This window comes from Bacteroidota bacterium (genome assembly GCA_016711505.1).
In the GTDB taxonomy this organism is placed as follows: domain Bacteria; phylum Bacteroidota; class Bacteroidia; order AKYH767-A; family 2013-40CM-41-45; genus JADKIH01.
In genome coordinates this window covers 457,502-470,631 of sequence record JADJSV010000003.1, presented here as the reverse complement: position 1 = coordinate 470,631, position 13,130 = coordinate 457,502, and the positions used below count along the sequence as shown (strand labels likewise).

Genomic DNA, 13,130 nt, shown 5'->3' with positions numbered 1-13,130 from the left:
ATTTTTTCTTGAAATAATTAATCAAATTTATCCGGAGAAATTTTGATCAATGTTGCCGGTCCTGTTTTACCTTCATTCGACAAATAGATCATTCCTTCAGAATCCATAGTTATCCCTTCAGTTTTTGCAAACAATGTTGGGTCAAGCGGAAGGAGCTTAGCAGGACTTCCATTTGAATCTGAAATCAAAACGTATTTATTTCGTGCATCCGTCAGATAGATCTTTCCTGAAACCGGATGAACAAAAATTTCAGAAGGTATCAAAGCTTCTTTTTTGGTAACAACTGAATTGAAGATCTGATCATTTAATTTAATTGAATACACCGGATTTCCGGAAAACTGCTTTGTCACCAGATCGAAAGCATAAATATTTTTTACTGTCCTGTTTGCTGAATCAAACAAACGTGGCGCGATCAGCAATCTGTTATTCTTTTGATCAAGACACAAGCCTTCAAAATTCTGAAAGCCCTGGGGCAATTTCAGGAAATGAACAGTGATCTTCCGTGTAGTTTCAAAGTTACTGATACAGGTTAATTGGCCGTCACTTCTTAAAACATAAATATCATCGCCTACAATAGATATCCCTTCAAAGTCGCCCGGACCGCCAAACTGAATTGAGTCAACAATCATCTTCTTTGCCAAATCATAAAAGAATACCGTTCCGATTTCATCCTGGACACACGCAACGACATTATTTTCATGCATTGCAATTCCACTGACTTCTCTCAAAACAGGAGGCAGATCCCATTTTGTAATAATACTGGACAGCCCACCTCCATACGATGATTTTACAATTGATTTCTTTTCCCTCACAAACACCTTCCTGGATTCAATCGTTCCGGAATCATCAATCCAAAGATGCACTCTGTCTTTTACAGACGATGCAATCAATTTATATTGGACATGTTCATTTGACCAAAGTAAAAAAGCCTGAGTGATCTTGAATTTAGAATACTCTTTATTGAAAGACTTCACTACTGCATCAGGGATTTCCGATATCAATACTTCCTTGTCCTCAGAAAGAACTATTCCTGATGGTGAAAATAGGACTTCCACTTCTCTTCCATTAATTGTGAATTCTGCTTCATAATTTTCTTTTTCCTGTTCCCATTGAACAAGAGAAGCAGCAGGATAAAGTTCTTTCAGTTTTGAAGAAACAATAGAAGGAGGTTCAATTGACAAAACATTTCCTGCTATAATGCTAAAAGCACCAAAACATAAAATAGAAATTAAAGAGATCTTGAATATTGATTTCATTCGCAGTTTTTTTGACACAACATGGATGTTGTTGATTATTGACTGCAAAACTACCCTTCAAATTTGAAGCAAATTTGAAGCTATTTTTTCAATGTAAATCTGTGAAAGCCAGCATCGTACGAATATTCAATTTTCAGGTCAAAAGCATTTGCGATCTTTTTTACCAAAGACAGACCAATACCTTGAGAAACAGAAGAATTTCCTGCATAAAAGAATCTTCTGAAAATCATTTCAGGATCAAATGAAAAAGGAATACCGGAATTTAATATTGAAAGTTCCCGATCAGAAGAAACAATTTTCACTTCGCCATCTGCTTCAGTATAACGTAATACATTAGACAAGAGATTTCTGATCAATATTTCTGCCAGATAGGGATGAATAGTGCAAATGAAATCTGAATCAGAGTTGATACTAATTTTAAGGTTTTTCAATTCAAGCTCCTCATGCATTGATTCGGCTAATAACTTTGTAGTCAAGAATAGATTTACTTTCTCTGTTGTAACAAATTCATGGTTCTCAATTTTTGTAAGAAGCAAAAGCGATTGGACCAATTTCGATAATCGGTGAGTAGTTTCATAGGAAGAAACAATCAATTCAGCGTCGGCTTCTTTCAATTCACTACTTTGCATCAGTAATTCTAGTTTGTTTTTGATAATGGCAAGAGGAGTCTGAATTTCATGTGACGCATTCTGATTGAATTCTTTTATATTTTTATAATCAGAAATGATCCTATTACTTAATTCCATCAATTCCGAATTCAATTGATTGAATTCAGTCGTATTGCTTTCTGAAAAGCGTAAAGGAACTAATGCATTGAGAGAATATTTCCGGAGCTCTGCAAGTGTTTTATAAAATGGATTGAAGATCCGATTTAAAATAACATAATTCAGGATGACAGATATAAAAATGAAAGCGAGATAAGCGTAGAACATGGCCAAAGCAATTTGTTCCGCAAGATCTTCAACATCTATTAAAGACTTTCGCAATGTGACAGCATAGATCTTATCATCCTTGCTTACACTAAACCGCCATTGTCTGAAATGTTGCTCTCCTTCAAATTCATGGAGCATACTCGTGTCCTTTCTTTCGGTTTTGAAAACTGAAGGGGCCGGTGTTGATTCAATGAAAAAATTTACACCATTGTATTTTACATTAAGGGAATCAGAATTTGCAAGAATACGTTCAAGGTCTCTTTTCTCATCGCGTAATTGTTCATCAAGTTCTTCATAAACTTCATCTTTGAAAACAAAATAGAAAAATAGTCCTCCGAATGAAAATACGAAGAGCGAAATTACAAGGTAGTATACAGATACACGATTTAATAATTTCATGAGCATACTATTTTATACCCCAGACCATAAACAGTGTTTACCGGATCAACTCCACCGGCATCGGTGATCTTTCTTCGAAGGTTTTTTATATGCGTATAAATAAATCCAAACGAATCAGCCTGATCGATACTATCACCCCATAGGTGTTCCGCTATTGCTTCCTTTGTAAATACCTTTTCTTTTCCGGAAATCAAATAGATCAGGATTTCATATTCTTTTTGAGTCAGGATAATTTCCTCTTCGTTGACGAATAATTTTTTACTCGCAATATCCACTCGCAAAGATCCGCAATTTATAAGATCTGAACCTTTGAAATACTTTCTTCGGATCAATGCTTTTAATCGGGCATTTAATTCAGAAAGATGAAATGGTTTAGTGAGATAATCGTCCGATCCCTTTGCCAGGCCTAATACTCTGTCATCGATGGAATTTTTAGCAGAAACTATGATAATACCCGTTTCCGTATTTATCATTTTTATCTCGTCAATCAAAAGTAAACCGCTTTTATCAGGAAGTGTGATATCAATTACAATACAATCATATTGATAAGTAGAAATCAGTTGACTTGCTGTTTCGTAATCAGGAGCAATTTCACAGACAAATCCTTCCAAAGACAAGTAATTTTTCATTGAACTCAATAATTCGAGTTCATCTTCAACGATGAGGATTTTCATAATGAATAAAAATAAGAATAAAGAATATCCGACAAATTTAACTATTCGGCATGTAACTGACTAAAAAAATCACCACTGTCCGATAAATATCAAACTCTGTAATTTAAGTTGAAAAATATAACTTAAATCAAGTGCTCGCAGAACAAATTATTAGCAAGCCTCCACAGGTCTTTGACACACATCTATTTTAATCAAAGATAAAGCAGCTATTGTGCGTGGAGTCCACGCGCTGCGCGAAATCATTTGAAAAGTTGAATCAGGGATGTAACCAATAATCGAAGATTTCAAATGATTTGGTGCGCGTGGTGGCCTTTTTTTGTTTCTTTTTTTGGCCAAACAAAAAAAGAAAAATTGAAAGTAACGGTTTGAATTCGGGAAATTACATTCAAATGAAAATATTTATATCGGACAGAATTAAAAAAATATCATTTATCATTCTTTTGCTGTTCTTTTTTCCTGAAATAAGAACGCAGAAAGATGCTGTGTTTTAATCCTTCGAGGTCTTCATCCAGCTTTTTGGAAGCGGATTCAATATTACTCAAGGCTTTCCGCAAGTCCTTTGTCATTAATGAATCTGCCAGCAAACTATTCATTACACCTTTACCATTATTGATCTGATCTGTTATAAGAGTGACATCGTTTGTGATCTGAGAAAATTTTTCACTTCCATTCTTTATATTTAAAATTGCTTGCCGCAGATCATTTGACAGAACTGAATCATTAAGCATGACACCAAAGACACCTTTTCCCGAATTGGCATCTTTCGTAATATCCGAAAGCTGACCTGAGGTTTCGACTAAATTCCGGCTGACATATTGAATATTCCGCAAAGTTTTTTCAACATCACCTGCAAGCATTGTATCCATTAATATTGTATACAATGTACCGCGGCTTCTGTTTACGTTGTCAGTAATTTCTTTCAGGTTTTTAGTAATCGTAGAAATATTATTATTTGTGTTATCCAGAGTTCGCAGCATCTCCTCTGTATTTACAATTTTGATAGAACGGATCACACTTAGATTTTCGACCAAAGGTACATCAGAACTTCCCGGAGCAATACTGACAAGTTTATTTCCCATCAAGCCATCGGTACCAATAGATGCAATTGAATTTGCACGGATATACTTTTTAAAGTTATCATCGATCAGCATATCCACTTTAATTGTTGAATCATTTGCGAACTCTATTTTATCGACTGTTCCTACATCAATTCCTGAATACCTCACATTATTTCCTACAGCAAGGCCGTTGACATCAGAAAACTCACAAGAAAGTATGAATGTCTTACCGAACATACTTTTGCTTTTTCCGATGGAATATAATCCAAAAATAAGCAATGCCGCTCCTGCAATTACGAAAACTCCAAGTCGGATGTTTCTATAGATCTCTTTGTTCATAGCTATTCAAAAAAAGGATGGGTTTGAGGATCATTGAAATTTTTCACTTCTTCAAATGTTCCCTGTTTATAATTTACACCATTTACAATTACTGAAAGCCGGTTTGCTGTCAGACGAGCACAGTGCATATCATGCGAAATAATTATTGCAGAAGTATTGTATTTTTTCTGAACATTCAACATAAGGTTGATGATCTCGCCGGAAGTTATCGGATCCAATCCTGTAGTTGGTTCATCATACAACATGATCTCAGGATGGAGGATCAATGATCTGGCAAGGCCGATACGTTTTCTCATTCCTCCGGAAAGTTCTGATGGCATCAGATCAATTGCATTTGCCAGGCCAACATCGTTAAGTGTTTCTTTCACTAAGCTTAGAACTTCATCCTTTGACTTATGCTTTCCATGTCTTCTGAGTGCGAATTCAAGATTCTCTCTTACAGTCATGCTATCATAGAGTGCGCTACTCTGGAAAACGAATCCTATTCTTGCGCGTAATTCATCCAACTCATGTTGTGTAAGACTTGAGATCTCCTTATTGAATACTTTAACAGACCCTGCATCATACGGAAGGAGGCCAATTATACATTTTATAAGAACAGATTTTCCACATCCGGATTTTCCTAAAACAGCTACACTTTCACCACGTTTGACAGTGAGATTGTAATCAGTGAGTACATGATTATTTCCAAATGATTTATAGAGTCCGGAAACTTCGATCACCGGTTCACCATATCCTTCGGAGGTTTTATTAGATATCTGTTTTGCTTGTTCCATTATAAAAATCCGAAGAATTCTGTTATTTGTACAGCAACAAGGTCAATAAGGAATACCAGTAAAGAAGCAATGACAACTGATGAATTCGCTGATCTTCCAACACCTTCAGTTCCTTTATTTGAGTTATAGCCCTTATAACAACCGATAAGTCCAATTGCAAATCCGAAAAAGAAAGATTTTACAAATGCAGGAATAATATCGCTGAATGCCAGACTGTCAAAAACCTGTTTAAAAAAGAAAGTGAGGCTTACAGAACCCCGAATATTAATGGCCAGATAAGAGCCATACAATGCAACAGCATCTCCGATAATAATCAGAATTGGTATCGTTAATGTTGTACTCAATATTCGAGTAACAACAATATACTTAAAAGGATTTGTACCACTAACTTCCATTGCATCGATCTGCTCAGTGACTTTCATTGAACCAAGTTCTGCACCGATACCGGAACCAATTTTTCCAGCACAAATTAACGCTATCACAACGGGACCAATCTCTCTGATGATACTAATACCTACCATTGAAGGAAGCCATGCTTCAGCTCCGAACTCAACAAGAGTGGGTCTGGATTGAAGAGTGAGTACCAAACCGATAATAAATGAAGTTATAGCGACAAGTGATAAAGACCGATAACCGATTTCAAAAGATTGTCTGAACAATTCTTTTGATTCAAAAGGTGCTCTGAATGCTTGCTTAAAAAACTTGCCTGCAAATCTTGAAATAGCCCCGGCTTCACTAAGAAAATCGACCATGCTTTTTGGCAAGCGATCGAAGATAGTAACCTTAGGGGGTTGCGGGTTGTATTTTGGCTGAATGACATTCATCATACAAACATAATCGTATTTTTAATATGTTGAATATGAAATGAATCAACAGGAAATATGACGTTTATCAGAGTAAAAAGTGGATAAAAGTAGATTTTTTTCAGCCACCGTAAAATTCATATGCTTTTTTTGAAAGTTCTTCACGATGATCAGGATGGGCAATTGAAATAAGTGCTTTTGCTCTTTGTGCCAGATTTTTCCCATACAGATCTACAATTCCGAATTCTGTAGCAACGAAATGAACATGCGCTCTGGTTGTAACAACTCCTGCTCCCTGCTTAAGAAAAGGTACTATTTTAGATTCCCCTTTGGAGGTAACAGATGAAATTGCGATGATTGGTTTTCCGCCTTCACTTAAAGAAGCACCTCTGATAAAATCCATCTGTCCACCCACTCCACTTATAATTCTGTTACCGATAGAATCTGAACAAACTTGTCCACTCAGATCGATCTCAACTGCACTATTGATTGCCGTCATTTTATCATTCTTACGGATCACAGACGTATCATTTACATATGATACATCAAGCATAGCAACCATCGGATTATCATTTATAAAGTCATACAATTTACGTGTACCCATTGCAAAGGCACTTACAATTTTACCGGTATGTTTCTTTTTCAACCGGCCATTGATAACACCCTTTTCTACCAAAGGCAGAATACCATCAGAAAACATTTCAGTATGGATACCAAGATCTTTATGATTATTTAAACATTGAAGTACTGCATTAGGAATTCCTCCAATACCCATTTGCAAAGTTGCACCATCCTCAATTATTTCTGCAATATTTTTCCCAATTGCTAATTCAGTTTCACTAAGATGAGATTGTTTTAATTCATAAAGATCATGCTCGTGAAAAACGGCAGCCGCGATTTTACTTATATGTATTTGTCCGTCGCCATGTGAACGTGGCATCTTAGGATTGACCAGAGCAATAATTTTTAAAGCAACATCCGTTGCTGCTTTAGCAATATCAACTGATACACCTAATGAGCAATAACCATGTTGATCAGGTGGAGAGACTTGAATGAGAGCAGTATCGAGAGGCATTACACCTTTACGGAACAAGGACGGAATTTCGCTGAGAAAAACGGGAACATACTGTACATTTGAACTGTTGACGAAGGGACGTAGGTTTGCACCAATGAAAAAACTGTTTGTATGAAACGAATTCCTGAATCCGGGATTCGAATAATTTGTTTCGCCTTCTGTATGAATATGAACAAATTCAATGCCCGATAAATTTCCGGTATTCAAAGCCAGAGTATCTATCAATAAGTTTGGAGTTGCTGCTCCACCATGTACAAAAACTCTTTCATTGTTTTTGATTAATCTGATAGCATCTTCAGCTGATTGATAATTGATCATAAATATATTCAGTCCAACAAATGAAATTAAAACTTAGAAATTATTTCGGCAAGATGTTGTTCGTTCACAACACCTGATTGCCTCCATTTAATTTCTCCTTTGACAAAGAGCAAAAGTGTAGGTACACTTTGTATTTGATATAAATTTGCAACAGCTGGATTTTTATCAATATCGACTTTCAGTATTCGTGCCGAATTTCCAACCTTCTTTGAGAGATTCTGTAAAATCGGCTCCATCATTTTGCAGGGACCACACCACGTTGCAGAAAAATCTACAAGTGTCGGAACTTCTGAATTAATTATATCATTAAATTTTGACATGACTTAAGCTTTATGTATTTGAGACCACTTTAAAACTAATTGCTTTTCTTCTTCTGTTAAATTTTTCGGTACTACTACTTTCATCTTTACATATGCATCGCCCCGCACTTCCGGCTTATTATAAAAAGGCATTCCCAGTCCGTTCAGGCGAAAGATCTTCCCGCTGTCAGTTCCCGCAGGTATAGGAATTTTCACAGTTTTATTAAAAATTTTGATCTCACTTTTACCACCGAGTAATGCTGTAAATAAATCAAGCGATTCTTCAAAGTGGAGATCATTTCCTTTTACTTCATAGATTGGATGTTTACTAAGGTTAAATGTTATATGCAGATCGCCGGCTTCACCGCCATTTCTGCCGGGTGAACCTTTGCCTTTCATACGAAGAACCATTCCATCATAAATTCCCGGCTTCAGATTCATATTGATCTTTTGGCCATTCAGGACGATCTGTTTTGTGGCACCATTGTAAGCATCTTCAAGGGTTAAAGCCATTTCGGCTTGTTGATCCTGTCCATTCATCTTTCGGTTTGAAGTCTGCCCGGGACCACGTCCATTACCTCCTTTACTCCCAAAAATCGACTCAAAAAAATCTGAGAAATCACCGGACCCGCCAAAGAAATCACCGCCTTGTCCCCTGCTTTGTCTTTGTTGTCCCTGACCTGACCATTTTCCCCAATCAAAATTTCCATCGCCACCGCCTTGTTGGTATGAATTCCAGTTTGCTCCCAGATCATCATACTTCTTACGTTTCTCAGGGTCACCCAGAACTTCATTGGCCTCATTTACTTCTTTGAACTTTTCTTCTGCCTTTTTATCACCGGAATTTTTGTCCGGATGATATTTCACTGCGAGTTTTCTGAATGCCTTTTTTATTTCATCCTGAGATGCAGTCTTTGCAACACCTAATACCTTATAATAATCTTTATAATCCATAATTTCAAAACACTTTCTAAGAGAATAAAGTTAATCATTTTTTTTAAGGGATAGACTGATAATAATCCTTGTTTTTAGTGCTGCTAGTTCTGCGAAATCCTAGAAAAAAAAATTAAGCCCGATTTTTTCTCCCGCAGATCTCCCAGATCCCGCGGATTTTCCGCAGATTTTTTGCAGATTTTTCTAAAACCATATTCTTTAAAAAGAACTCATAAATTATTTAAAAAAGTGGCGTCAAAAACAAGTTGTGTTTTTTTTCAATTAAAAAAAACTAAATGAATTTGGAATTGTTCACAAATCAAATCAGTAAATTCTCTAACGCTAAAAAATTAACCGATGAAAAAACAATTCCAAAACTTATTTGTTGCCATGCTTTTTACCATGGGAACAATTGACGCATTCAGCCAGGCTGAAATTCAAATCATTCATAATTCTGCGGATCCTGCAGCTGATACAGTCGATGTTTATGTAAACGGAACATTGACTCTTGACAATTTTGCTTTCAGAACTGCTACATCATTTCTGCCTGTTCCTTCAGGAACTTTACTTGATATCGGTGTTGCACCCGGAAACAGTACGAGCGTAAATGATACATTGAAAAATTTCCCTGTGACTTTAATGGCCGGGCAACGGTATGTAGCCGTTGCTAATGGTGTACTTGACCCAATGAATTTTGCAATGAATCCTGATGCGCAATCAACAGCATTTACATTATTCATCCGGGACAATGTGAAAAATGTTGCAGACTCATTGACTTTAGTTGATTTCATTGCGGTTCATGGTTCATCAGACGCACCGACAGTAGATGTGATAGCAAGAAATGTAGCGACGTTAATTGACAACGTAACCTATGGCGGGATTTCAAATTACTTGTCAGTACCACCAGCAAGCTATATTTTAGATGTTACACCGGGAGCCGGTACTCCCATCGTTGCATCCTTTGAAGCAGATCTTTCCGGTTTAGCGGGTGGAAGTGCTGTCGTTTTCGCTTCCGGATTTCTTGATCCATCATCAAATCAGAATGGATCTTCATTTGGATTGTTTGCTGCACTTGCAAATGGAACCGTTGTAGAATTTCCGGCTATCAGCACGGCACGTTTACAGGTCATTCACAATGCTGCTGATCCTGCAGCTACAACAGTTGATGTTTATGTGAACGGCAATTTATTACTTGACAATTTTGAATTCAGAACTGCAACTCCATTTATTGATGTGCCTGCTGACGTTTTATTAAACATTGGTGTTGCACCGGGAACAAGTACATCTGCTTCAGATACATTAAAGAATTTTGAAGTAACACTTGCAAATGGTGGAACATATCTGGCAGTTGCAAATGGTGTATTGAACCCGGCGTCTTTTGATCCAAACCCGGATGGAAGTTCAACTGCATTTACTTTGTTTCTGCAAGACCAAATGCAAGAGCAAGCCGTAAATCCAACCAATGTTGATTTCCGTGCTGTTCATGGGTCAAGTGATGCACCAACAGTAGATGTTATTGCAAGAAATGTAGCAACTTTGATTGACAATGTTACTTACGGTGGAATTTCAAATTACTTGTCAGTTCCTCCGGCTAGTTATATTTTAGATGTAACTCCTGGAGCAGGAACTCCAATAGTTGCATCTTTTGAAGCTGACCTTTCCGGTCTTGCTGGTGGAAGTGCAGTTGTTTTTGCATCAGGATTTCTTAATCCGGCTTCCAATCAAAATGGACCTGTTTTCGGACTTTATGCTGCACTTGCAAACGGAACAGTTGTGGCATTTCCGGCAATTAGTACAGCACGATTGCAAGTTATACACAATGCTGCTGACCCTGCAGCTTCTTCAGTTGATGTGTATGTAAATGGTGCTTTGCTACTCGACAACTTTGAATTCAGAACTGCCACTCCATTCATCGATGTACCTGCAGGTGTTTTGTTAAATATCGGTGTAGCTCCGGGAACCAGCACTTCTGCGTCAGATACATTAAAGAATTTTGAAGTTACCCTTGCAAATGGCGGAACATATCTTGCAATTGCAAATGGGGTTTTGAATCCCGCATCATTTGATCTAAACCCTGACGCAGCTTCAACTGCATTCACATTGTTTTTACAAGATCAAATGCTTGAACAATCAGTAAATCCAACTGATATTGATCTTCGTGTTGTGCATGGTGCTAGTGATGCTCCAACAGTTGATGTTGTTGTTGGTGGAAATGTTCTGGTCGACAATGCATCCTATTCTAATATAACGCCATACTTATCGGTACCAGCCGGAGATTATATACTTGACATTACTCCCGGCAGTGACAACACAACTATTGTTGCTAGCTTCAATGCCCCTCTATCAACATTAGGAGGAAAATCGGCAGTAGTTCTTGCATCAGGTTTTTTAAGTCCTGCTACAAATCAAAACGGTGCTGCTTTTGGTTTATTAGCTGTACTTGCTGATGGAACTGCCATTCTGCTAAACAATACAACATCTGTATTAGAAAATAACGCAGCAAACTTCAAATTGTATCCAAATCCTGCAAACAATTATGTACAAATTGAACCTGAATTTTCAGGCACTGAATATGTGGTTAGTATTACGAATGGTATTGGTCAGTTGGTAAAGACAGAAACAATTAACAATAACAGCAATACTATTTCCGTAGAAGGACTTAGTAAAGGAATTTATACGGTCGCAGTTCAGGATAATAACTCAAGAACAGTGTCTAAATTGATAATAGATTAAGAATTTCACAATCATCTTTTGAAAGAAATGCCTGTATAATCTGCAGGCATTTCTTTTTTGAATGCAATTCCTATTATGATTTATATCAGTAAACAACAAATGTGTAATATTTTCACACAATCTAAAATTTGTGCAAGCAACAATAGTCTACTCTTGCTGTATACAACTTTGAAATAATAATTTTCAAAATTATCATCAAAATTAGCACCTACTAAATAAAGATCCCTGTCTTTTGTACACAGAGGCTTTGACATCACACAATGTTAAAGATTGGAAGTAAAAACAATCGAACAAAGAATGTGAATCCACTCACTGAAATAATTCATTCAGGAATGTCAAACAAAGCAAAACACTGTGAACAAAACTTTAGGACATCAGATAGCTAATTATCTGAATACGGATCCGGTAATACACCCAAAGTCATTTCAGGCATTTATAGAAGCAATCAGCAAAACCTACGATCAACTTGAAAAAGATCGCAGGGAAGTTGAAATTGCCATGTCTTTATAAAAGAGTAATGATAATAGATGACACCTATGTAGATCGGTATATTGCAGAAAGAAATCTTCTTAAATATGAATTTGCAGAAGAAGTTATTGTAAAAGAATCAGCTGATGAAGCATTGGCATATTTAAAATCAATTGGCCAAAATGATGAATTGATTCCTGAGTTGATATTTCTGGATATCAGAATGCCGGATATTGATGGATTTGGATTCTTAAAAGAATATGAAACATTATCTCCTTATATAAAATCTCATTGCATAATAATTATGCTTTCAACTTCACTGAATCCTGAAGATCATAACCTTGCAGCCAGCAGTCCATATGTAAGAGAGTTTATCAACAAGCCACTCGACAGAACTAAAATTGAAGAATTGCGGAACGCTTTTGATATTGTTAAAACGGGAAGTTGAAAAAAATGTATCTTGCGCACAAATTTGAATTCAATTCAGTAAGTAAGATTAAATGTCAGATCACAAGCATTATTTAATTCACAAACCATTTGGCTTCTTAAGCCAGTTTGCATGCGATCTCAAGAAAAAAAAGTTACTGGGACAACTAGGTGAATTTCCGGAGGGGATAATGGCTATTGGGCGATTAGACGAAGACAGTGAAGGGTTGTTGTTGCTAACCACAGATGGTAAAGTCAGCGAAAATGTCCGCAGTAAAAAAGTTGAAAAGGAATATTACGCTCAGGTTGATGGTCAGATCACCGATGAAGCAATTTTAAAATTAACCGAAGGTGTTGAAATTGGAATCAGAGACGTAAAATATCAGACGCTACCATGTAAAGCTTTTAGACTGAATACTGATCCGGGATTTCCGCCACGTACAAGAAAAATCCGCGACGACAGACACGGACCTACAAGTTGGGTTTCGATTATTCTTACTGAAGGTAAAAACAGACAGGTAAGAAAAATGACTGCTGCTGCAGGTTTTCCAACATTACGATTAGTAAGAGTAAGAGTTGGTGAAAATAAGTTAGGTGATTTAAAAGCCGGAGAAATCAGAGAAGTTGACAGCTTTTTATAG

General features: G+C 36.7%; 13 protein-coding genes. 4 read left to right on the top strand and 9 right to left on the bottom strand.

The window, feature by feature from the left end; all coding sequences use genetic code 11:
* Nucleotides 1-17 precede the first annotated feature (17 nt).
* The 9 genes from IPL24_07925 to IPL24_07885 all read right to left on the bottom strand — a co-directional run bounded on the left by IPL24_07925 (nucleotide 18) and on the right by IPL24_07885 (nucleotide 8,883).
* Entirely contained in the window at nucleotides 18-1,256 is a 1,239-nt protein-coding gene (locus tag IPL24_07925) for an SdiA-regulated domain-containing protein (GenBank protein MBK8363608.1), read from the bottom strand.
* Nucleotides 1,257-1,336: 80 nt separating this feature from the next.
* The gene (locus IPL24_07920; GenBank protein MBK8363607.1) at nucleotides 1,337-2,587 is read right to left on the bottom strand and encodes a hypothetical protein; all 1,251 of its coding nucleotides are present in this window, start codon (nucleotides 2,585-2,587) and stop codon (nucleotides 1,337-1,339) included.
* Nucleotides 2,584-3,261, bottom strand: coding sequence for a response regulator transcription factor (locus IPL24_07915; protein ID MBK8363606.1), 678 nt, complete (start codon nucleotides 3,259-3,261; stop codon nucleotides 2,584-2,586). The genes IPL24_07920 and IPL24_07915 overlap by 4 nt, the downstream gene beginning before the upstream one ends.
* A gap of 425 nt (nucleotides 3,262-3,686) precedes the next feature.
* Complete coding sequence (locus IPL24_07910) at nucleotides 3,687-4,658, bottom strand: MCE family protein (GenBank protein MBK8363605.1); 972 nt, start codon at nucleotides 4,656-4,658, stop codon at nucleotides 3,687-3,689.
* A 2-nt stretch (nucleotides 4,659-4,660) separates the two neighbouring features.
* Nucleotides 4,661-5,434, bottom strand: a complete 774-nt coding sequence (locus tag IPL24_07905) for an ATP-binding cassette domain-containing protein (GenBank protein MBK8363604.1) — start codon at nucleotides 5,432-5,434, stop codon at nucleotides 4,661-4,663.
* Nucleotides 5,434-6,186: an ABC transporter permease gene (locus tag IPL24_07900; protein MBK8363603.1), complete on the bottom strand. Its 753-nt coding sequence runs from the start codon at nucleotides 6,184-6,186 to the stop codon at nucleotides 5,434-5,436. Before IPL24_07900 ends, IPL24_07905 begins: the two co-directional genes overlap by 1 nt.
* A 172-nt stretch (nucleotides 6,187-6,358) precedes the next feature.
* Nucleotides 6,359-7,630, bottom strand: coding sequence for an acetyl-CoA hydrolase/transferase family protein (locus IPL24_07895; GenBank protein ID MBK8363602.1), 1,272 nt, complete (start codon nucleotides 7,628-7,630; stop codon nucleotides 6,359-6,361).
* 26 nt (nucleotides 7,631-7,656) lie between these two features.
* Nucleotides 7,657-7,950, bottom strand: a complete 294-nt coding sequence (trxA, locus tag IPL24_07890; GenBank protein MBK8363601.1) for a thioredoxin — start codon at nucleotides 7,948-7,950, stop codon at nucleotides 7,657-7,659.
* 3 nt (nucleotides 7,951-7,953) lie between these two features.
* Complete coding sequence (locus IPL24_07885; protein ID MBK8363600.1) at nucleotides 7,954-8,883, bottom strand: DnaJ domain-containing protein; 930 nt, start codon at nucleotides 8,881-8,883, stop codon at nucleotides 7,954-7,956.
* A 336-nt stretch (nucleotides 8,884-9,219) separates the two neighbouring features.
* Here IPL24_07885 and IPL24_07880 point away from each other — a divergent pair, with 336 nt between their 5' ends.
* The 4 genes from IPL24_07880 to IPL24_07865 all read left to right on the top strand — a co-directional run bounded on the left by IPL24_07880 (nucleotide 9,220) and on the right by IPL24_07865 (nucleotide 13,130).
* Nucleotides 9,220-11,595 (top strand): DUF4397 domain-containing protein, encoded by a 2,376-nt coding sequence (locus IPL24_07880; GenBank protein ID MBK8363599.1) that lies wholly within the window; start codon nucleotides 9,220-9,222, stop codon nucleotides 11,593-11,595.
* A gap of 354 nt (nucleotides 11,596-11,949) precedes the next feature.
* Nucleotides 11,950-12,105 carry a hypothetical protein gene (locus IPL24_07875; protein ID MBK8363598.1) on the top strand — a complete coding sequence of 52 codons (156 nt, stop codon included), beginning with the start codon at nucleotides 11,950-11,952 and terminating at the stop codon, nucleotides 12,103-12,105.
* A 7-nt stretch (nucleotides 12,106-12,112) separates the two neighbouring features.
* A complete protein-coding gene (locus IPL24_07870) occupies nucleotides 12,113-12,511 on the top strand; it encodes a response regulator (protein ID MBK8363597.1) in 399 nt (132 codons plus the stop codon).
* 52 nt (nucleotides 12,512-12,563) lie between these two features.
* Nucleotides 12,564-13,130: a pseudouridine synthase gene (locus IPL24_07865; GenBank protein MBK8363596.1), complete on the top strand. Its 567-nt coding sequence runs from the start codon at nucleotides 12,564-12,566 to the stop codon at nucleotides 13,128-13,130.

Bases quoted from the DNA above. Each gene is read 5' to 3' on its own strand.
- IPL24_07905 (MBK8363604.1), bottom strand. From the start codon at position 5,434: ATGGAACAAGCAAAACAGATATCTAATAAAACCTCCGAAGGATATGGT.
- IPL24_07865 (MBK8363596.1), top strand. From the start codon at position 12,564: ATGTCAGATCACAAGCATTATTTAATTCACAAACCATTTGGCTTCTTA.
- IPL24_07925 (MBK8363608.1), bottom strand. From the start codon at position 1,256: ATGAAATCAATATTCAAGATCTCTTTAATTTCTATTTTATGTTTTGGT.
- trxA (MBK8363601.1), bottom strand. From the start codon at position 7,950: ATGTCAAAATTTAATGATATAATTAATTCAGAAGTTCCGACACTTGTA.
- IPL24_07920 (MBK8363607.1), bottom strand. From the start codon at position 2,587: ATGAAATTATTAAATCGTGTATCTGTATACTACCTTGTAATTTCGCTC.
- IPL24_07900 (MBK8363603.1), bottom strand. From the start codon at position 6,186: ATGGTCGATTTTCTTAGTGAAGCCGGGGCTATTTCAAGATTTGCAGGC.
- IPL24_07880 (MBK8363599.1), top strand. From the start codon at position 9,220: ATGAAAAAACAATTCCAAAACTTATTTGTTGCCATGCTTTTTACCATG.
- IPL24_07910 (MBK8363605.1), bottom strand. From the start codon at position 4,658: ATGAACAAAGAGATCTATAGAAACATCCGACTTGGAGTTTTCGTAATT.
- IPL24_07870 (MBK8363597.1), top strand. From the start codon at position 12,113: ATGATAATAGATGACACCTATGTAGATCGGTATATTGCAGAAAGAAAT.
- IPL24_07885 (MBK8363600.1), bottom strand. From the start codon at position 8,883: ATGGATTATAAAGATTATTATAAGGTATTAGGTGTTGCAAAGACTGCA.
- IPL24_07915 (MBK8363606.1), bottom strand. From the start codon at position 3,261: ATGAAAATCCTCATCGTTGAAGATGAACTCGAATTATTGAGTTCAATG.
- IPL24_07895 (MBK8363602.1), bottom strand. From the start codon at position 7,630: ATGATCAATTATCAATCAGCTGAAGATGCTATCAGATTAATCAAAAAC.